The 20,632-nt window shown below is 63.9% G+C and carries 17 protein-coding genes; 10 read left to right on the top strand and 7 right to left on the bottom strand.

Annotation, left to right across the window (positions count from 1 at the left end):
• Nucleotides 1-211: 211 nt before the first annotated feature.
• Nucleotides 212-1,306, bottom strand: a complete 1,095-nt coding sequence (locus RE429_RS18875) for an AbrB family transcriptional regulator (RefSeq protein WP_414472203.1) — start codon at nt 1,304-1,306, stop codon at nt 212-214.
• Entirely contained in the window at nt 1,297-2,676 is a 1,380-nt protein-coding gene (locus RE429_RS18880) for an MmgE/PrpD family protein (protein ID WP_414472204.1), read from the bottom strand. Before RE429_RS18880 ends, RE429_RS18875 begins: the two co-directional genes overlap by 10 nt.
• 253 nt (nt 2,677-2,929) lie before the next feature.
• On the opposite strand from RE429_RS18880, the gene RE429_RS18885 reads away from it, so the two are divergent.
• Nucleotides 2,930-4,306 carry an MmgE/PrpD family protein gene (locus RE429_RS18885; protein ID WP_414472205.1) on the top strand — a complete coding sequence of 459 codons (1,377 nt, stop codon included), beginning with the start codon at nt 2,930-2,932 and terminating at the stop codon, nt 4,304-4,306.
• A 128-nt stretch (nt 4,307-4,434) separates the two neighbouring features.
• Here the strand turns inward: RE429_RS18885 and tcuB are convergent, their stop codons facing one another.
• Together tcuB and tcuA are read right to left on the bottom strand one after the other, a co-directional pair.
• The gene (tcuB, locus tag RE429_RS18890) at nt 4,435-5,592 is read right to left on the bottom strand and encodes a tricarballylate utilization 4Fe-4S protein TcuB (RefSeq protein ID WP_414472206.1); all 1,158 of its coding nucleotides are present in this window, start codon (nt 5,590-5,592) and stop codon (nt 4,435-4,437) included.
• Nucleotides 5,579-6,967 (bottom strand): FAD-dependent tricarballylate dehydrogenase TcuA, encoded by a 1,389-nt coding sequence (tcuA, locus tag RE429_RS18895; protein ID WP_414474255.1) that lies wholly within the window; start codon nt 6,965-6,967, stop codon nt 5,579-5,581. Before tcuA ends, tcuB begins: the two co-directional genes overlap by 14 nt.
• Before the next feature lie 354 nt (nt 6,968-7,321).
• On the opposite strand from tcuA, the gene RE429_RS18900 reads away from it, so the two are divergent.
• Nucleotides 7,322-8,002, top strand: a complete 681-nt coding sequence (locus tag RE429_RS18900; RefSeq protein ID WP_414472207.1) for a GntR family transcriptional regulator — start codon at nt 7,322-7,324, stop codon at nt 8,000-8,002.
• Between the two features lie 36 nt (nt 8,003-8,038).
• On the opposite strand, the gene RE429_RS18905 is transcribed toward RE429_RS18900, so the two are convergent.
• On the bottom strand, nt 8,039-9,661 hold the full coding sequence (locus RE429_RS18905; protein ID WP_414472208.1) for an ABC-F family ATP-binding cassette domain-containing protein: 1,623 nt from the start codon (nt 9,659-9,661) through the stop codon (nt 8,039-8,041).
• A 297-nt stretch (nt 9,662-9,958) separates the two neighbouring features.
• On the opposite strand from RE429_RS18905, the gene RE429_RS18910 reads away from it, so the two are divergent.
• Nucleotides 9,959-11,590: an alpha-D-glucose phosphate-specific phosphoglucomutase gene (locus tag RE429_RS18910; RefSeq protein WP_414472209.1), complete on the top strand. Its 1,632-nt coding sequence runs from the start codon at nt 9,959-9,961 to the stop codon at nt 11,588-11,590.
• 37 nt (nt 11,591-11,627) lie between these two features.
• On the opposite strand, the gene RE429_RS18915 is transcribed toward RE429_RS18910, so the two are convergent.
• On the bottom strand, nt 11,628-12,041 hold the full coding sequence (locus tag RE429_RS18915) for a VOC family protein (RefSeq protein ID WP_414472210.1): 414 nt from the start codon (nt 12,039-12,041) through the stop codon (nt 11,628-11,630).
• Nucleotides 12,042-12,385: 344 nt separating this feature from the next.
• Here RE429_RS18915 and RE429_RS18920 point away from each other — a divergent pair, with 344 nt between their 5' ends.
• Nucleotides 12,386-12,766 (top strand): hypothetical protein, encoded by a 381-nt coding sequence (locus RE429_RS18920; protein WP_414472211.1) that lies wholly within the window; start codon nt 12,386-12,388, stop codon nt 12,764-12,766.
• On the opposite strand, the gene RE429_RS18925 is transcribed toward RE429_RS18920, so the two are convergent.
• On the bottom strand, nt 12,706-13,824 hold the full coding sequence (locus tag RE429_RS18925) for a LacI family DNA-binding transcriptional regulator (protein ID WP_414472212.1): 1,119 nt from the start codon (nt 13,822-13,824) through the stop codon (nt 12,706-12,708). The genes RE429_RS18920 and RE429_RS18925 overlap by 61 nt on opposite strands.
• A gap of 259 nt (nt 13,825-14,083) precedes the next feature.
• Between RE429_RS18925 and RE429_RS18930 the strand changes: the two genes are divergently transcribed.
• The 6 genes from RE429_RS18930 to RE429_RS18955 all read left to right on the top strand — a co-directional run bounded on the left by RE429_RS18930 (nt 14,084) and on the right by RE429_RS18955 (nt 20,547).
• Entirely contained in the window at nt 14,084-15,604 is a 1,521-nt protein-coding gene (locus tag RE429_RS18930) for a sugar ABC transporter ATP-binding protein (RefSeq protein ID WP_414472213.1), read from the top strand.
• Nucleotides 15,601-16,599, top strand: a complete 999-nt coding sequence (locus RE429_RS18935) for an ABC transporter permease (protein ID WP_414472214.1) — start codon at nt 15,601-15,603, stop codon at nt 16,597-16,599. The genes RE429_RS18930 and RE429_RS18935 overlap by 4 nt, the downstream gene beginning before the upstream one ends.
• A gap of 67 nt (nt 16,600-16,666) precedes the next feature.
• The gene (locus RE429_RS18940) at nt 16,667-17,617 is read left to right on the top strand and encodes a substrate-binding domain-containing protein (RefSeq protein ID WP_414472215.1); all 951 of its coding nucleotides are present in this window, start codon (nt 16,667-16,669) and stop codon (nt 17,615-17,617) included.
• 120 nt (nt 17,618-17,737) lie between these two features.
• Nucleotides 17,738-18,799, top strand: coding sequence for a sugar phosphate isomerase/epimerase family protein (locus RE429_RS18945; RefSeq protein WP_414472216.1), 1,062 nt, complete (start codon nt 17,738-17,740; stop codon nt 18,797-18,799).
• An 11-nt stretch (nt 18,800-18,810) separates the two neighbouring features.
• Nucleotides 18,811-19,986, top strand: a complete 1,176-nt coding sequence (locus tag RE429_RS18950) for a Gfo/Idh/MocA family protein (protein ID WP_414472217.1) — start codon at nt 18,811-18,813, stop codon at nt 19,984-19,986.
• 156 nt (nt 19,987-20,142) lie between these two features.
• On the top strand, nt 20,143-20,547 hold the full coding sequence (locus tag RE429_RS18955) for a Fur family transcriptional regulator (RefSeq protein WP_414472218.1): 405 nt from the start codon (nt 20,143-20,145) through the stop codon (nt 20,545-20,547).
• Nucleotides 20,548-20,632: the final 85 nt, after the last annotated feature.

Consider the following 20,632-nt stretch of genomic DNA (forward strand, 5'->3'; position numbering starts at 1 on the left):
CTACGGAGTGGCTGGCGCAGCGGTCATCCTGCAGACCCGGCGCCTGGGTCCCAAACCGGGATCCAGCGCTTGATCATGGCCTTCTTTCCGGCAGCCATTTTATTGTATACATAAGTACGCACAAGAAATCCGAGGGGTCAAGCCTATCCTTTGACGAGAAGCGGAATCGTGCCTGGACCATCGGCGGCTGAAGATCCGGGCCAGGAAGGGATTAACGGGACAAGCGCCGCCCCATGAGTAGAGCGATTCCTGAAAAAAGGCCCATCTTGTTGAAAAGCCTATAGAAATACGATGAAAACCCATTCACGAAAAAGGCACGAATAACCTGAAAGGCGATCACGAGCGCCACATTGAGATGGAGGACTTGCGCCGTCAGCGCCATTTCCGCCATCCCACCCGGAGAGGAACCAAGGGCAACGCTCGCAAGATCAATGCCTGTTACCGCCGCCAAAACGCCGGCATAGGTAAAGAGCAGTGCCGCCAAGGCAATCGTGAACAAGGCACTGACGAGGAAAACCCGCGGAAGCCGGACCAGGCTTTCACGTCGGAAGCGGGCCCCAATCGACACCCCGATGAGGAATTGTGCTGCGGAAAACAATATCCCGGGAATTCGCCCGGACAGCAGTCCCAGAGCGGCGATGAGTCCTGTGCCGAGAATGGCGCCGACAGTCCATGGATTGTTGAAGCGAAGCAGCCGTGTGACCGTGACCCCTGCCAGTCCGGCCGCGAGTGCCACCGTGACCTGGAACCAGGAAAGCTCGATTCGAGCCGCCTGATTCATCAATCCGCCATCAATCCCCAAAGCAATGATGAGAGGTGGCATGAGGCAGACCAGCAAAGCGACGCGGATCGCCTGAGAGACTGCGATCGGTTCGGCCTCGGCTCCCTCGGAAACGCCGATATTCGCCATTTCGGAGAGACCGCCCGGAGTCAGGGAGAAATAGGCCGTCTTATGGTCGATCTTGCCTGCGACGGACATCGGCACGGACAGCACTGCGGCCAGGACGATTCCGACAAGCGCCGTCACGACCATCCATGGAGCCCACATGACGATGGTGTCGATAGCAGCCGCGGTGATGTTGAGGCCGATGCTCGTGCCGACGACCGCCTGCCCGAAACGCCTTCCGAGAGCAGGCGCGATGACCGGATAGCCCGCAACGGACATCAATGCCGTCACGATCAGGGGACCGAGGACCCACGCAAGCGGCATATGAAGATAAGATGCAAGCCATCCGAGCCCCGCAGCCAGCGCAAGGCTCGGAATGGCACGCCAGAATGGGACGGGTGAGGCCGGCATCATGCGCATTGCACCAGCAGGCTGCCGACATCATCGATCTGATCGAGCCGCCACACTGAATCGCGAATGCGGGATGCCCTCTCGTGTCCGATCAGTGGCACCGCATTTGCCAGGAACTTCCCTTCGAGAGCGGCATCGGACATCGGGTTGTCGACAGTGCCGCTCGCATGGGTGACCTGGTATTCGTAGCGCTCGCCGGTTCGTAAGACGACGCAAGCCCATGCTTGATCCCGTCCAAGGCTCTCATCGGTCCTGACATTGACGATCTCTCGCAGAGCAACGATCTCGGGCGCGCGCGCACGCTCGTCGGTGTACTGAGCGATGCCGGCTGCCCGATCCAGAAATGCGACAGCCGCCGTGTGGGTCAGGCTGAACTTCGATTTGAGACCCGTCCCGGGATCGGCCACCCCCGTGATGGAGACGGCCAGAGGATTGACCCGCAACTCGATTGCAGACACTTGGTCCGGCGCGGATACTTTGGCGCGGAGGGCCACCATGGCATCGATCGTCGGATGCAGAACCACGCCGCAGGCATAGGGTTTGTGGCCATTGCGGGCGATCTCCCAGCGCCGCCCCAGCTGGTCGAGAATGAGATCCGTCTTCGCAACGCTGCTGTAAATCCGGCAGAAACCACGCTTTCCCTCGAGGATCTCGTCCGAACTGTCGAAACCGCTCTGCGCGAGCAGGGCCGCGAGCAGCCCGCTCGAGGCCGCCTTGCCGGCGTGAAACGACTTGCACATCGTTCCCCGGTTCTGCTGCATGCCGGCCGCCTGCGTCGCCGCAATGCCCAGGGCATGCACCAGCTGCCGGGAATCCAGCCCAAGGAGCTTTCCAGCGGCGGCACCCGCGGCGATCGAGCCCAGCGTCCCGGTCAGGTGCCATCCCCCCGCGTGATGAGCAGGGGCCCCCTGTCCCGCGCGGACGCCCGCCTCGAAACCGGCCGCGTAAGCCAAAAGGAAATCCTTGCCGGTGACCGGCTTTCTCTCCGACAGCGCGAAGAGCGCGGCCAGAACCGGTGAGCTCGCATGGAGAACGACGCCACCCATGTGGGTGTCGTCGAAATCAAGCACATGGCCCATCTGGCCATTGGCAATCGGGGCCTCGAGCAGTCCGAGCCTCATGTCGCGCCCGAGCACTGTCGCCCGCGGCGCGCTTCCCACCGCTTCGAGCACGCAAAGCAGCTTGGAAATCGTCGGGTGCCGGCTCCCGGCGAGAGCGCATCCGATCCAATCGAGAACGCCACGACGACCCGCGTGGATGGCCGCTTCGGGCATGCTCTCGAAAGTGGCTGCGGCCATGAATGCGCACAGATCCTTGGTGACGTTCAGATCAAGGGCCGCGGCCCCATAATCGGATTGGGATGCCGGCTGGCCGTTCATGGATAGGCTCCCTGGAGGCGCCGTTCGGCAGAGGCCGTGAATGCGCCTTGTCTTCGTTTGGATACATTAGTATTCATTAGAGACATTCACGATCCAGGTAAATCCCAAAACGATCTCAGGCCCGAGCGGATGTGCAGCCCCGATCGGGGCGCCGCGCCCGACCGCACGGGAAGGAGGTCAGGTCGCGGGCGCCTCTGGTCGGTTCGAACGCGCCATCATCGACGGATACACACTGAAACGAGAGGACAGTCTCATGCATGACTCATCCAAGCCCGAGGTCTCGCACGAAAGTGCGATCCTCTCGGATTACATCGCGGGCTCTCACGACCGCGAATTGCCGGTCGATGTCAGTCTCAAAACGAAGCACCACATTCTGGATACGCTCGCGGCGATCGTGTCGGGATCTCGTCTCCGGGCGGGCCGTCTCGCCGCCGCTTACGTCGCCGCTACCGGCGGGAAGCCGGAAGCGACGGTGATCGGAACCTCGCTCGTCGTGCCTGCCGTCAGCGCAGCTCTGGCGAACGGCATGGCAGGCCATGCGGACGAGACGGACGATTCCCATCTCGCGGGACGGTTCCACCCCGGCTGCGGCATCGTTCCCGCGGCTCTCGCCATCGCCGAGCAGCAGGATCGCAGCGGACAAGACCTTCTGCGCGCCGTCGCTCTCGGCTATGACATCGGTGCCCGTACGACGTTATCCCTCGGCTTCAGCCGGCCCGATACCGCCCGCCACAGCACCCACAGCCTGGGCCCTGCCTTCGGCGCGGCGGCGGCGGCGGCCGCGCTCCTGCGCTTCGATTCGACCCGCGTCCGCCATGTCCTGTCCTATTCGGCCCAACAGGCCTCGGGTATTCCGTTCTGGCAGCGGGACACGGAGCACGTCGAGAAGGCCTTCGACTTCGGCGGCATGGGCGCCCGCAACGGAGTGGCGGCCGCCACCATGGTGGCGGCCGGCTTCTCCGCCGTGGACGATCCATTCTCAGGAAAGCACAACCTGTTCACCGCATTCGGCGAGAACCCCGCTCCCGCCTGTCTGATAGAAGACCTGGGATCCCGGTTCGAGATCATGCGGGCCTCGATCAAGAAATGGTGTGTGGGGTCGCCGATCCAGGCCGTCCTGGATGCGACCGCGACTCTGATCGGAACGCACGGCATCAAAGCCGACAATGTCAGGCGCGTGTCGATCACGATGCCGGATGATCGCATCCATATCGTCGACAACCGGACAATGCCGGATGTCTGCGTACAGCATCTTGCCGCCCTGGTGCTGGTCGATGGGACAGTCACATTCGAGAGCTGCCATGATCGGGACCGGATGAACGATCCCGCCATTCTGGCTATCCGCAGATTGATCGAACTCGTTCCAAGCGCCGAACTGACGATCGCGACCCCGGCAAGACAGGCCATCGTAGAGATCGAGACCGCCGACGGACGCCGCCTCCGTCATCATGCGAAAGCCGTTCGCGGCACTCCGGAGAATCCGATGGACGGCAGCGAGATCGAGGCCAAGGCGCTCGATCTGGTGATCCCGATTATCGGCGAGGAGCGAGGTCGTGCGCTCGTCGAGACCGTGCTGCGACTGGATCAACTCCCAAAAGTCAGCGACCTTCGGCCTTTGCTGTCCGCCTGAAGGGCGAAATCCAGGACCGCCCGAAGGGCGCAAGCCAGGACGCTCGGCATCGCCTTGCAATGTCAACGAATGGTGAGGTGCCGAGCGCTCCGAAAGACCGTGCGGAGCGTGATCGGCCCCTCACCTTTTCAAGCTCCCGCCTTGGCGCCGGGAATCCCGAGTGCCTTGGCTTTCGATGGAGTCGGCTCGTGAAGCGCGCGGCGCTCCTTGGCGTAGCGAACGAGGGCGCCGAAGCGATAGATGCCGTGAACGAACTTGCCGTAGGGCATGGTGACGAAGAAGCCGAACACGAAGCCCATATGGAGCGCGAGCATCGTGCCCATCGCAGGCGTCGCCCGCAGAACCAGGAGGAGCAGGCCGGTCAGGCTCACCAGGAACAGCATGACGATGAACGCCATCTCCATGCCGCGCCCGTTCTCGTCCCGCAGGGCCGGATCGCGCTTGAGTTTCGCCCACATCAGGCCCGCCGGCCCGATGACGAGCCCGATCCCGCCAAGCGTCCCGAGCACCACCGGCAGGTCGTACCAGGGGTATGGCGCCTGCAATCCGAGAAGATAGTGGTAGAGGGTCGCCGTGCTGGTCGCGCCGAGGCACAGGAAGAAGCCGTAGAACGTCATGTGGTGGTAGAGGCGGCGACGGTCGTTCGGCCGCTCGTCCTCGTTGAAGCAGCCGGGGCCGCCGCCATCGAGATAGCGCAGCGCCATGGTGTCCTTCATGGCCTGCCAGACCGAGACGCCGATCGTCAGCGTCTCCCGCGTCTCGCCGATGTCGCGCCAGAACATGCGAAAGCCCATGATCAGCGCCGCGATCGCATAGAAGAACGCGGCCCCGAACACGCCCGCCATCGCGTTGTGCGACATGATCCGGTAGAACGCGCCGGGGCCCGTCTGCACGCCGAACATGACGGCCGGATCGTTGATCGCCATCAGGCCGAAGAAGAAGATGCCGACACTGAGCGCCGCAATGAGGCTGATCGCCAATCCGTTGCGCTCGAAAAGCGGCGCCAGCGCCCTCGGCCAGACGTAGAACTTGTACGAGTCGTTGCGCACCTTCGCGAGCGTCTGCGGGACATTGACGTTGAACTCGTGCGGCGGCGAGAACTGGCAGTCGGTGTAGCAGGCCCCGCAGCCGTGGCAGAGATTGGCCAGATAGTTGAGATCGCCGTCCGAGAAGGCGCGCCGCATTTCCATCGCGGGAAAGACCGCGCACAATCCTTCGCAGTAGCGGCAGGAGTTGCAGACCGTCATGAGGCGGTCGGCTTCTTCAAGAGCCTTAGTTGCGTGCATTCTTCGCAGCCTCCCGTCCGGCAATCCGCCCGAAGACGCTGCCGATTGTCATTCCGATGCCGGCGGCATAGCCCTTGCCGAGAACGTTGCCGGCCATGATTTCGCCGGCCGCGAACATGTTGGCCGAAAGAGAGCCGTCGGCCATGAGCATCCGGGCCTCCTTGTTCACGCGGGTGCCCAGATAGGTGAAGGTGATGCCCGGGCGAACCGGATAGGCATAGAACGGCGCCGTCTCGATCCGCCTTGCCCAATGGGTCTTCGGCGGGCTCAGCCCTTCGGTCCGGCAGTCGTCCAGGATCGTGTGGTCGAAGGTGCCGGGGCGAACGGCCTGGTTGAACGTCGCGACCGTGGTCTCGAGCGCCTGCGGGGCGAGCCCGAGCTTATCCGCGAGCTCGCCGATGCTGTCCGCCTTCACGGGTGGGTAGAGCGACGGCATGAAGAGTTCGAGCGAAGGCCCATCGAAGATGATGTAGGCGATCTGGTCGGGCTGGGCTGCGACGAGCCGCCCCCAGATGGCGTAGCGCTTGGGCCAGATGTCCTCGCCCTCGTCGTAGAAGCGCTCGGCGTTCTTGTTGACCACGATGCCGAAGACGACGCAGTCGAGCCGGGTGATGATGCCGCCGTCGAATTTCGGCGCCCGCGCGTCGATCGCAACGGCATGGCACTGGGTCGGATCGCCGATCGGCTGCACGCCCTTGTCGAGCAGCAGCTTGAGCACGGAGCCGCGGTTATAGGGCGTGCCGCGGATGAGAAAGTTTTCGGCGACGTCGCCCCAATACTGCTTCAGCCAGTCGATATTGGCCTCGAAGCCTCCGGACGCCGCGACCAGGGCCGCCGCACGCACGTGGTGCCGCTGCCCGCCATAGGCGACCGTGGCCGATTGGAACCTGCGGTCCTGAATATCGATGTCGACGACCTCCGCGTCGTAGAGCATGTCGACGCCAAGGTCCTCCGCCGTGCGGTAGAGCGCGTTGAGCATCGCCCGCCCGCCCCCGAGAAAGAACGAGTTCGTCCGGCCGAGGCTGAGCGTGCCGCCGAGGGATGGCTGCCAGCGGACGCCCTGCTCGACGATCCAGTGCAGGATCTCCTTGGACTCGCGGATCATGAAACGGGCGAGGTCCTCGTCGGTCTGGCCGCCCGTCACGCGCAGAAGATCGTCCCAGAACTCCTCTTCCGTGTAGGGGCCGGTCAGGATCTCGGTGGCGGTGTCGTGCGCACAGCGCATGTTGCGCGTGTGGCGGGTATTGCCGCCGCGATAGAACTTGGGAGCGGCCTCGAGCACGAGCACCGAGGCGCCGGACCGGCGCGCGCCGATGGCCGCGCAGAGCGCCGCGTTGCCGCCGCCGATCACGAGCACGTCGTAATTGCGCGTCAGTTCGACCGGAATATCGCGCAACCCGGCACCTGCCGATGCGGGGTCCGGCTGTGCCGTCGATGGCAGATCCCGCGCTAGCGCATCGGACCCGAAAGCGGCATCCGCTTTTGGGATCGATTCAATGCTCCTACTAGAGAACAGCGCAACTCCACCTTTCATCTGCCCCAACCTCCTGTAGTCGTATCATTATAACCCCCGCCAGGCCTTCGCTCGGCAGGGATCCTCATGGGTTCGGCAGAAAAGCCTGGCTTGAGCTTTTGCGCACGTTTGTATACAAAAATATCCAAATGAGTGCCCTGGTCAAGCATGATCTTCTTTGCTTCATAGAACAGAGCATCGACCACAGGAGCGTGGATGTCGGATCACGTACATAACGGCTTGGAGCTGGTCGACCGGGACACCGGAATTCCTCTCAGCGAGGCCGTCTTTCGCTCGCTCTGCCAGGCCTTGCGCGCAGGCATCTACCGCCCGGGAGACCGATTGCGGGAGGAGGAGGTTGCGCAACGGCTCAAGGTCAGCCGCACTCCCGTTCGGGAAGCCTTGGGGCGACTGATGGCGAAGGGGCTGGTGGAGCCTGCAGGCGGCCGCGGCCTCATCGTTCGCAGTCTCGGAGCGGCCGAAGTGCTGGAACTCTACGCCATGCGGGAAATTCTAGAGGGTGCGGCAGCGCGCCTGGCGGCGCAGCATGCATCGCAACCCGAGATCGATGCCCTCAGGGATCTCGAGGAAGCCTTCGAGACGCACTTCGAGGATTCCGTCGAGATGGCGCGCCTCAACCAAGTGTTTCACGAGACGATCTTCCGTGCCGCCCGAAACCGTTACCTCGACAGCGCCCTTCAGGAGCTTCAGGACGGAATTTCCCTTCTCGGCCCCACGACTTTCAGCGTCGGAGGCAGGCCCGCGACGGCGGCCGAGGAACACCGGGCGCTCATCGAGGCCATTGCAGCCCGCGACCCCGATCTGGCCGAGAGGCTCGCGAGGGCGCATATCCAAGAGGCCCTGCGCTCCCGGCTGAAGCTGATCCAAGGCCGGTAAGCCGCGCCCGACAAAGGACACGGCTCCGAGCCCCTCTCAATGCCGCAGGCCTGGAGCTTCCTGGCCGGTATGAGCGACATATTCCGTATAGCCCCCGCCATACTGCTGGATACCGTCGGATGTGAGCTCAAGGACGCGGTTGGACAGGGCGGCCAGAAAGTGGCGGTCGTGCGAGACGAAGAGCATGGTGCCCTCGTAGCGCGACAACGCCTCGATCAGCATTTCCTTGGTCGCCATGTCGAGGTGGTTCGTGGGCTCGTCCAGCACCAGCAGATTCGGCGGATCGTAAAGCATCTTGGCCATCACGAGACGCGCCTTTTCGCCCCCTGACAGCACGCGGCACTTCTTGTCGGCATCGTCGCCCGAAAACCCGAAACATCCTGCGAGCGTGCGCAGCGACCCTTGTCCGGCTTGCGGAAACGACTCCTCGAGAAACTCGAACACCGTGCGGTCGCCCTCGAGCACCTCCATGGCATGCTGGGCGAAGTAGCCCATCTTCACGCTGGCGCCGATCGTGACACTGCCTCCATCGGGCTCCGCGGCACCTGCGACCAGCTTCAGCAACGTGGACTTTCCGGCGCCGTTGACACCCATGACGCACCAGCGTTCCCTGCGCCGCACCGCGAAATCCAGGCCCTCGTAGATGATGCGGCTGCCATAGCTCTTATGCACGTTCCTGAGGCTGATCACATCGTCCCCCGAGCGTGGGGCGGGGAGGAATTCGAACGCCACGGATTGGCGGCGTTTAGGCGGCTCCACGCGTTCGATCTTCTCCAGCTTCTTCACGCGGCTCTGAACCTGGGCCGCATGGGAGGCACGCGCCTTGAAGCGCTCGATGAACTTGATCTCCTTGGCGAGCATCGCCTGCTGGCGCTCGAACTGCGCCTGCTGCTGCTTCTCGTTCAGCGCGCGCTGCTGCTCATAGAACTCGTAGTCGCCCGAATAGGTCGTGAGCGAACCTCCGTCGATCTCGATGATCTTGTTGACGATGCGGTTCATGAAGGCCCGGTCGTGCGAGGTCATGAGCAGCGCCCCGTCGTAGCCCTTGAGGAACTCCTCCAGCCAGATGAGACTCTCGAGATCGAGATGGTTGCTCGGCTCGTCCAGGAGCATGGCGTCGGGACGCATCAGGAGAATGCGCGCCAGCGCCACGCGCATCTTCCAGCCGCCGGAGAGGGCGCCGACGTCGCCGTCCATCATTTCCTGGCTGAAACCGAGGCCGGCGAGAACCTCGCGAGCCCGGCCCTCGAGGGAATAACCGTCGAGTTCCTCGTAGCGCGCCTGCACCTCGCCGTACCGTGCGATGATCTCGTCGAAATTTCCTGCCTGGTCGGGGTCTGCCATCGCGGCTTCGAGCTCTTTCAGCTCGGCCGCCACTTCGCTCACGGGTCCCGCCCCGTTCATGACCTCGGCCGCGGCGCTATGGCCTGCCATTTCGCCGACATCCTGGCTGAAATAGCCGATCGTCACGCCCCGATCGACGGAGACCTGGCCCTCGTCCGGCTGCTCCTGCTTGGTGATCATCCTGAAAAGAGTCGTCTTGCCTGCGCCGTTGGGCCCGACCAGTCCAACCTTCTCGCCCCTCTGAAGGGACGCAGAAGCCTCGATGAAGAGAATCCGGTGGCTGTTTTGTTTGCTGACGTTCTCGACGCGAATCATGGACCTTGGCCTAAAGCAGTTGCGGCGGCCTTATGGCATGGCGCGCGCCCGGGGACGAGAGTCCCGGACCGGGCAAATTGTCAGGGGCCTGCAGGAGGACGTTCGCCGCGATTAACCACGTTTCCGGAGCGCGCGGGACCGCCGCGGCTCGGCCCTAGGGTCTTCATCTTACCTTCATCTCGGCGGTGGCATCTCACCTGCGCGACCCTAGAATGGCTTCCTGATGGGTTTCTTCAGGGCCGTGAGGGCTTCAAGAACAGGCCGCCCAGAACCGAATTGAGGAAGTGGCAAGCACCGATGGCGATTACCCGCATTCCGACAACTCCGTTTTCCGATCAGCGCCCCGGCACGTCGGGCCTGCGCAAGAAGGTGAAAGTCTTTCAGCAGCCGCGCTATGTGGAGAATTTCATCCAGGCGATCTTCGACAATGTGGAAGGCTCGGAAGGTTCGACCCTGGTCATCGGCGGCGATGGTCGCTTTTTCAATGAAGCGGTGGTGCAGATCGCGATCAAGATGGCGGCCGCCAACGGCTTCGGGCGGATCCTCGTCGGCCAGAAGGGATTGCTGTCGACTCCTGCCGCGTCCTGCGTGATCCGCAAGCACAAGGCCATCGGCGGCCTGGTGCTCTCGGCCAGCCACAATCCCGGCGGGCCCGACGGCGATTTCGGCATCAAGTTCAACATGTCCCACGGCGGTCCCGCACCGGAATCCTTTACCGAAGGCGTGTTCAAGCGGGCGAGCGCGATGACCGAATACAGGATCGTCGAGCAGCCCGACATCGATCTCTCCCGCATCGGCGACACCAAGGTCGGCGACACCGTCGTCCAGGTGATCGACCCGGTGGCGGATTACGTGGAGCTGATGGAACAGCTCATCGACTTCGATGCCGTCGGCGAACTGTTCCGCTCCGGCTTCCGCATGCGCTTCGATGCGCTGAACGCCATCACCGGACCCTACGCGAAGGCGATTCTGGAAGGCCGTCTCGGCGCACCGGCCGGCACCGTGGTCAATGGCGAGCCCAAGCCCGATTTCGGCGGACATCATCCGGACCCGAACCCGGTCCATGCCCATGACCTGATGGACTTGATGATGGGCCCGGATGCGCCCGACTTCGGTGCGGCCTCCGACGGAGACGGCGACCGCAACATGATCGTGGCGCGCGGGCTCTTCGTGACGCCCAGCGACAGCCTTGCCATCCTCACGAGCCACGCGCACCTGGCGCCGGGCTACGCGAAGGGCCTGTCCGGTGTGGCGCGCTCCATGCCGACGAGCCGCGCCGCCGACCGCGTGGCAAAGAAGCTCGGCATCAACTTCTTCGAGACCCCCACCGGCTGGAAGTTCTTCGCGAATCTTCTCGATGCGGGCCTGATCACGATCTGCGGCGAGGAGAGTGCGGGCACGGGCTCGAACCACATTCGCGAGAAGGATGGCCTCTGGGCCGTGCTGCTATGGCTCAACATCCTGGCCGTCACGAAAAAGCCGGCGGGCGAGATCGTGCGCGAGCATTGGGCCACTTACGGGCGCGACTATTACACCCGGCACGATTACGAGGAACTCGAAACCGCACCGGCAAACGAGCTGATGGATGCCCTGCGGGCCAAGCTCGCAAGTCTGCCCGGCCAGCGCTTCGGGGACCTGACGGTGCAGGAATGCGACGACTTCGCCTATACGGACCCGGTCGATCGCTCCGTCACGCCCAAACAGGGTATCCGCATCCTGTTCAAGGAGGATGCCCGCGCCGTGTTCCGCCTGTCCGGCACCGGAACGTCGGGTGCGACCTTGCGGGTCTATCTCGAACGTTTCGAGCCGAATCCCGACCGCCATGATCTGCCGACCGCGGAGGTGCTGGCTCCCGTGATCGAGGCGGCGAACGCCATCGCCGAGATCGCGGCCCGGACGGGGCGGAAAGAGCCGAGCGTCATTACCTGAATCTGGACCTGAATCGGGCGGCCCGGGCTTCGAGCGATCAATAGGTGGCCCAAAGCCCGGGCGTCGCCAGCTCCAGCACATGCCCGTCCGGATCGTGGAAATAGACGCTCGCGCCGCCTCGCGACCAAGTGACCTTGCTGACGATCGGGATCTGCCGTTCCCGCAGTCTCGCCTCCCACGCGGTCAGCTCCTCGGGCGAGATGGCAAAGGCCATATGGAGCGGCCCCTGCCCATCGTGCCCCGGGATCGTTCCTCCCGGAGTCGCCATGTCCCGTGCCGACGCCCCGCGCTGGAACAGGAGCAGGACGCTGCTTCCTCCAACATCCAGGGCGCACATGCGCTGGTTTTCGAGCAGGAGCGGCAATTCGAGATCCTCGCGATAGAATGCCTTGGATCGCGCCAGATCGTCCACATACAGGGCGGTTTCGAGAACGGAGTTCAGCTTCGGCATCGCGCCCTCGCGCATCGTTGTTGCATCGGCCTTGATCGGGCCATTTTAAACAGGCCCAGCCCCTCCCGACAGCCTCAGCCTTTCGGGAAGCCGAAAAATTGGGCAGCTTTGCTGACCTTTTGATCTTGCGGAATGCCGGCACAGATCCTAACTATCGCAGTGCAGCACGGCGATTGGCGTCGCAGTGCCGCTGCCCTTCTTGGGCGTTTCCTCCCTAAACTTCGGGCCGCTGGCGACAGCGGCCTTTTTTCTTGTCCTGTAAGGGGTTGGGCCCGATAGCGGCCTCTGAGGAACCTCGCGCATTCCCGATGGTTTCCCCTGTCGTGGAGCCCGGGAGAGTTTCGATGTCCACCCGTTCAGACAGCCCCAACCCGACCGATATCCCACCCGCATACACCATCGAGCCGATGGATGCTCCACCCAGGAACGCGGGCTCCACCTCGGCACAGCTGAAAGGGGACATCGACAGCGGACGCACAGGCGACAAGAACGAGGCGTTCGACCCCGGATTGTCTCCGCTCGGCACGGATGATGAAGCTGCCGGTACGCCGCCGAGCCCGGATCAGGTGGATCTCGCCCGTCGCCATGAAGGATCCGCGCGCTGGCGGAACGGCAATGCCAGGGACCGTTACGCCCACCGGGATTCCCGCAGGGCTCTTTACGCCTATGTGGGCTTTATTGCCTTGGTTCTCGTGGTCATCGCAGGGGCTTTCTCCATTGTCTGAAGCGGCGCAACGCTGTCCCGGAGGACGAGCTCCGTTTCGAGACGGATCCGCAGGGGCGACGGCCGCCCCTGCAGGAGATCGATGAGGACGGCCGCGGCCGTCTGGCCCAGCTCCCGCCGCGGCTGGCGAATCGTGGTCAGGGCCGGCTCCGCGACGGCGGCGAACTCGATATCGTCGAACCCTGCGACCGAGATGTCGCCCGGCACCTTGAGCCCCGCCGACAGCAGCGTCCGCATCAATCCGATCGCCATCTCGTCACTGGTACAGAACACGGCCGTCGGGCGCGTCGAATGGGCCACCAGAACCTGTCCCGCCGCCCGGCCCGATTCGATGGTGTAGTCTCCCGGCAGCACCAGGGCGGGATCGAAGGGCAAGCCTGCGGCCTCGAGACCGTCCTGATATCCGAGGAAGCGCTCCCGCTCGAGAACGTTGTTCTGCGGCCCGCTCACATACGCGATGCTTCGGTGACCGAGCGAGGCGAGATGCCCCGTCATGCGGCGGGCGGCGCCACGGTTGTCGATCTCGATCTGAGGAATATCCGCGAAAGGAATGGCTTCACAGAGCGCCACCAGGGGAATGCCGATCCTGGCCGGCGCTCCCTTCCCCTCACGGTTCTGCCCGAAAAGATGCCCGTTGAGGAGAATGGCGCCGTCCACGCGGCCCGCCGCCGTGAAGGCTGCGAAATGGGCCTCCTTCTCGGGGGACCCGTCGAGATCGCTGATGATCATGCCGTAGCCCGCCTCGAACAGCCGCTCCTCGATGCCGCGCAGGATCCTGGAAAAGAATGTGTTCGCGAGATCCGGCAGGACGACGAGCACCATGTAGGTCTTCTGGGAGCGGAGCGAGCGCGCGGCAGGATTGGGCACGTAGCCGGTCTTTGCAATCGCTTCCAGGACACGGGCACGCGCCTCCGGCGACACGCGTTCCGGCGAGGCCAACGCACGGCTGACCGTCGCCGTGGACACCTCCGCGAGCCGCGCCACATCCTGAATACGCACGGCACGACTGCCGGAAACGACCGCGCCGTTCGATTTGCCCGAGGGCCCGCTCTCGTCCATGATCCTCCCCTACCTTGGTTCTGTTTGACAGAAGCAACCGTTTCGGTAAAGTTTCGATGTAATCGATTACATGGCGACATTGCCAAAGAACGGCATGTTCCTGGATCGATCGTTCAAGTCCCGCCAGAGGACGTATCGACAAGTCGGAGGGAATGATTGCCAGCACGCGCCACGTCCTACTGAACACTCCGTCCCGCATTGCCTGAATACCGCTGACGCAACCGCGCCCGCGAACGATGTCGTCTACCCGGAGCCATGCATGGATCCTGTTCTTCGTGCAGAGAACATTTCCAAATCCTTCGGTCCCAACGAGGTGCTGAGCGGCATTTCGCTCGATCTGCACCCGGGAGAGGTCCATGCGGTGATCGGCGAGAACGGCGCGGGCAAATCCACCCTCATGCGCATTCTCTCCGGGCACATCGCTCCCACGAAAGGCGGTCTTCACCTCGACGGGCGGCCCATCGCCTTTTCCGGCCCCGCGGATGCGGAAAACCACGGCATCGTTCTCGTGCACCAGGAAATCCTGCTGGCGGAAGACCTGACGGTGGCGCAGAACCTCTTTCTCGGCCGCGAGATCAGACGTTTCGGGTTCGTGGACGACAAGGCCATGCGCGGACGCACGCGTGGGATCCTGGCGGAACTCGGCGCCCGGATCGACCCGGACTGCGAGGTAAGGCGCCTCTCCATCGCCGACCGGCAGCTGGTGCAGATCGCCCGCGCCCTCCTGGTCCCGCACAAAGTCGTGGCCTTCGACGAACCGACTGCGGTTCTCACGCCCGTCGAGGCGGAGAGCCTCTTCACGATCATCCGGAAGCTGCGCTCCCACGGCGTGGCGGTGCTCTACATCTCCCACCGCCTCAACGAGGTGAAGGCGATTGCGGATCGCGTGACCGTTCTGCGCGACGGCCGCCACATCGCCACCCGCGACATCGAAGGTTTGGAGCCCCTTGAAATGGCCCGCCTGATGGTCGGGCGCGACATGTCGAAGCTCTATCCCGACAAGCCCGCCACGGCCTCCGAACATATCATCCTGTCGGTGCGCGACATGGCCGTCCCCGGTCATGTGGAGAACGCCTCCTTCACCTTGAGGCGCGGCGAGATCCTCGGCTTCGGCGGATTGATCGGTGCCGGCCGCACCGAGCTTTTCGAGGGGCTCGTCGGGCTGCGTCCAAGCCAGGGCGCGATCATTCTCCGTGGCCAGAGCGTACGCTTCCGCGACGCGGGCGACGCCATGGCGGCGGGAATCGTCTATCTCTCGGAGGACCGGAAGGGAAAAGGACTGCTGCTGCAGCAGAACCTCAGGGTCAATCTCTCCCTGGCCGCCCTCGGCAAGTTCAGCCGTGGTCCCTTCATCGACGTGGGCGCGGAGGAGCAGGCGCTCGACGAAGCGATCAAGGATTTCGACATTCGCACCCGAAGCCGCGAACTCCTGGCGGGCCAGCTCTCCGGCGGCAATCAGCAGAAGCTGCTCCTGGCCAAGATGATGCTGATGGAGCCGCGCATCATCATCATCGACGAGCCGACCCGGGGCGTCGACATCGGCACGAAGGAGCAGATCTACCGCTTCATCGCGCAGCTCGCCGAGAACGGCCTATCCATCGTCGTCATCTCGTCGGAGATGCAGGAGCTGATCGGCCTCTGCCACAGGGTCGTGGTGATGCGCGGCGGCCGTATCGCGGGCGAAGTCGACCAGGCCGATCTGTCGGAGGATTCCATCGTTTACCTCGCCACCGGCGTTCATGAAGAAAGGGCGGCGGAAATCGCCGCAGGCCACGCATGACCGAAACCGTGCTTCGCACCAGCGCCGAGAAGCGCAAGATCAAGATCGACATGCGGGCGCTCTCGCCCTTCATCGCGCTCATCGTTCTTGCCGCGGCCGGCGCGATGATCAATCCCGACTTCCTGACGGCCTCGAACATCCTGAACGTGGTCACCCGCTCGGCCTTCATCGCCATCATCGCGGTCGGCGCCACCTTCGTGATCTCCGCCGGCGGCCTCGATCTCTCGGTCGGCTCCATGGCGGCACTCACGGCGGGCGTCATGATCCTGACCCTGAACACGCTCGGCGGCGCCGATGTGGGCACGCTGGCGATCGGCATGCTGGCCGCCATCGCGCTCAGCGCCGCCTGTGGACTGGCAAACGGCCTCATCGTCACGTTCGGACGCATCGAGCCCTTCATCGTCACGCTCGGCACGATGGGAATCTTCCGCTCGCTCGTGGTCTGGCTCGCGGCAGGCGGCACCATCACCCTGCGCAATCTCGAGCTCCGCGAGCTCTACCGGCCCGCCTATTTCGGCAGCGTGTTCGGCATTCCCGTCCCGATCATCGCGTTTCTCGTCGTCGCCGCCATCGGCGCGCTGATCCTCTATCGCACATCGTTCGGCCGCCATGTGGTGGCTCTCGGCTCCAACGAAGACGTGGCGCGGTATTCCGGCGTGCCGATCTGGCGCGTGCGCACGCTCACCTACATCATCCAGGGCATCTGCGTCGGCATCGCCGTCCTGGTCTATGTGCCGCGCCTCGGTTCCGCCACGCCGACCACGGGGCTGCTCTGGGAGCTGCAGGCGATCACCGCCGTCGTCATCGGGGGCACGGCCCTCAAGGGTGGCGTGGGGCGCGTCTGGGGCACCGTGGTCGGTGCGGTGATCCTCGAACTCGTCGCCAACATCATGGTGCTGTCGAATTTCGTCTCCGAGTTCCTCGTGGGCGCGGTTCAAGGTGCCATCATCATTATCGCCATGCTCGTGCAGCGGTCGGTCCACCGCGGGCGATGAGGCCGGGGAGAACTCCACCGGACAAAGGACAGAGGGCTTACAACCAGAACCCTTCAGGGAGGAACAGATGAAAGCAACACTTCTGAAAGTCGCAGTGGCGGCCGGCCTGACGGCCGGTGTCGCAACCGGTGCCATGGCACAGCAGAAGAACGTGACGATCGCCGTCTCGATTCCGGCCGCCACCCACGGCTGGACCGGCGGCGTGGTCTATCATGCCCAGGAAACCGCCAAGCAGCTCGAGAAGGGTTACCCTGGCCTGAAGGTGATCGTGAAGACGTCGCCCGACGGCGCATCCCAGGCGAATGCTCTGGACGATCTGATGGCCCAGAAGGTGGATGCGCTGGTCGTCCTTCCCTTCAATTCGGACGAACTGACCGACCCGGTCCGCGAGGTCAAGAAGCGCGGCGCCTTCGTGACGGTCGTCGACCGCGGCCTGAAGGACGCGTCGATCCAGGACATCTATGTCGCGGGCAACAACCCGGAATTCGGCCGCGTCGCCGGCAAGTACTTCGTCGACAATCTGAAGGAAGGCAATGTCGTGGTGTTCCGCGGCATCCCGACCGTGATCGACGAGGAGCGCGTGTCCAATTTCGAGAAGGCGCTCCAGGGCTCGGGCGTGAAGGTCATCGACAAGCAATATGCCAACTGGAACCGTGACGACGCCTTCAAGGTGATGCAGGACTTCCTCTCGAAGCATCCCAAGATCGACGCCGTCTGGGCCTCCGACGACGACATGGCGCTCGGCATCATGGAGGCGATCCGCCAGGCCAAGCGCGAAGACATCAAGTTCGTGCTCGGCGGCGCAGGCATGAAGGACATGGTCAAGAAGGTGATGGACGGCGACAAGATGATCCCGGCGGACGTGTCCTATCCGCCGTCGATGATCTCCACCGCCATGGGCATCACGGCCGCGCATTTCTACACCAATGCCCCCATGCGCGGCACCTACGTGCTCAATGCCCAGCTGATCACGAAGGACAATGCCAAGGAGCATTACTTCCCCGATTCGCCGTTCTAACGGCGTCGGACTCTCGCCCCTCCTTGAGGAGGGGCGAGGCAACGGCAAGCCGCATGTCGCCCGCAGGCGGCTTTCCATTGCCTGTCATGTCTGTCTCAATCGCATCTCGGGAGTTCACCCATGAAGACCATGAAGGGGCCCGGTCTCTTCCTCGCTCAATTCGCGGGCGACGAAGCGCCGTTCGATTCGCTCGATTCCATCTGCCGCTGGGCGGCCTCCCTCGGCTATAAAGGCGTTCAGATCCCCACCTGGGACGCGCGCCTCTTCGATCTGAGGAAAGCTTCCGAGTCGGAGGCCTATTGCGACGAGGTCCAGGGCATCGTCCGCTCGCACGGACTGGAGATCACCGAACTCTCCACGCACTTGCAGGGCCAGCTCGTGGCCGTGCACCCCGCCTTCGATGAAGCCTTCGAGGGTTTCGCGGTACCGGAGGTGCGCGGCAACCCGAAGGCGAGGCAGGCCTGGGCCGTCGACCAGATGCTCATGGCCGCAAAGGCGTCCAGGCGTTTCGGCCTGAAGGCGAGCGTCACCTTCTCGGGCGCGCTCGCCTGGCCCTTCGTGTATCCCTGGCCGCAGCGCCCGGCGGGTCTCATCGAAACAGCCTTCGAGGAGCTGGGCCGGCGCTGGCGCCCGATCCTCGACGCGTATGAGGATGCCGATTGCGACGTCTGCTACGAGATTCATCCCGGCGAGGATATCCACGACGGCGCGACCTTCGAACGTTTCGTGGATGCCGTGGGCGGGCACGAACGCGCCTGCATCAACTACGATCCGAGCCACTTCCTGCTGCAGCAGCTCGATTATGTCGCGTTCATCGATCTCTATCACGAGCGCATCAAGGCGTTTCACGTGAAGGATGCGGAGTTCAACCCCACGGGACGCGTCGGGGTCTACGGTGGCTACGAGAGCTGGATCAACCGCGCGGGCCGCTTCCGCTCGCTCGGAGACGGGCAGGTCGATTTCGGCGCGATCTTCTCCAAGCTCGCGCAGTACGACTACGATTCCTGGGCGGTGCTGGAGTGGGAATGCGCCCTGAAGCACCCGGAGGATGGCGCGCGGGAAGGCGCGGAGTTCATCAGGTCTCACATCATCCGCGTGACGGAGAGGGCCTTCGACGACTTCGCCGCGGGCGGGACGGACGAAGCCGCCAATCGGCGCCTTCTCGGCATCGATGCGGCTTGAGAGGAAAAGCCATGACCATTGCAGGATCCAGAACCGAGACACTCGACCGCCGGCTTCGGCTCGGCATGGTCGGCGGGGGCCGCGGCGCCTTCATCGGCGCCGTTCATCGCATCGCGGCCCGCCTCGACGACCGCTGGGAGCTGGTCGCAGGCGCGCTCTCGTCCGATCCGGAGCGGGCGCGCCTGTCCGGCACGGACCTGCTGCTCCCGCCGGAGCGGATCTATGACAGCTTTCAGGACATGGCGCGACGCGAGGCGGAGCGCGACGACCGCATCGATGCGGTTGCGATCGTCACGCCGAACCACGCCCATGCGGCGGCGGCAGAAGCCTTTCTCGCGGCAGGCATCCATGTGATCTGCGACAAGCCCCTCACCACGACGCGGCAGGAAGCCGAGAGACTTGCCCAACTGGCGCACGAGTCGGGGCTGATTTTCGCCGTGACCCATAATTACACGGGTTATCCGCTGGTGCGGCAGGCGCGCGCCATGGTGGCGGAGGGCGAGCTTGGCGCCATTCGTCTGGTTCAGGTGGAATACGCCCAGGATTGGCTCGCGACCCGTGTGGAGGACACCGGCAGCAAGCAGGCCGAGTGGCGCACGGACCCGGCCCGCTCGGGACCTGCGGGCGCGGTCGGCGATATCGGCACCCATGCATTCAATCTGGCGGAGTTCATCACCGGGGACGAGGTCGCCAGGCTGTCGGCCGAACTGCACACCTTCGTGGAAGGCCGCAGGCTCGACGACAATGCGCATATGATGCTGCGCTTTGCGTCCGGCGCGAAGGGGATGCTCTGGTGCAGTCAGGTGGCGGCCGGACAGGAGAACGGCCTTCGCATCCGTGTCTACGGCGAGAAGGCCGGCCTCGAATGGCATCAGGAGAATCCGAACGCCCTGCTGTTCTCGCCCTTGGGCGAGCCACCCCGGATCATCCGCCGCAACGGGTACGGCGCCAACGAGGTGTCGCGCGCAGCCTCGCGAATCCCGGGCGGTCACCCGGAAGGCTATCTGGAGGGCTTCGCTCAGCTCTACACCGATGTGGCGGAGCAGATCGCCGCTCGGATCGAAGGTCGCGACCCCGATTCCTTCTCCCTCCAGGTTCCGACTGTCGGGCACGGAGTGCGCGGCGTGCGCTTCATCGAGGCGGCGGTCCGATCCTCGCAGGAGGAGGCTGCCTGGGTCGAAGTATGATCCGGCACCGAAGGAGGCGGATCCATCGGCCGTGCGGCAGGGCCTTTCACATGCCCTGCGCCCTCGGAGCGCAGGCGTCTGTCCCGCGCCTTGAAATTAACCCTGCAATCATGACGTATAGGGCTACCCGAGCCTTCCCTGGAAACCTATCCCGTCATGGCAGCGAATCACCACCACGCCCTTGAGGAGTTGAACGACACCCAAAAGCGCGTTCATCGCATTCTCAGCGCAGCCGAGAATCCTCTTTCGGCCTACGAGGTCCTCGACAAGCTGCGGGCCAAGGGGGCCGTCACCCCCCCGACCGTTTATCGCTCCCTCGACAAGCTCATCGAGAAGGGGCTCGCTCATCGGCTCGAGAGCCTCAACGCCTATGTGGTGTGCAAGCATCCTCATCATCATGAGGTGGCGGCCTTTGCAATTTGCGAGAGCTGCGGCCTTGTCACGGAATTCAGCGATTCGAGCATCAATGAGCGCCTGACCCAGTGGAGCCATGACCATTCCTTCTGCCCCAAGAAGGCTATCGTTGAGATACGGGGTCTATGCTCGGTCTGCTCGAAGTGATCATTGCCTCGTCATATCATCTCAAATGACACGTTACTTCATGCTGCTAGGCCCGGCTTTTGGAGAGATCTCTGCCAAATCGCCA

Origin of the sequence: Microvirga sp. M2 (assembly GCF_047497095.1) — a bacterium.
Classification (GTDB): Bacteria; Pseudomonadota; Alphaproteobacteria; order Rhizobiales; family Beijerinckiaceae; genus Microvirga.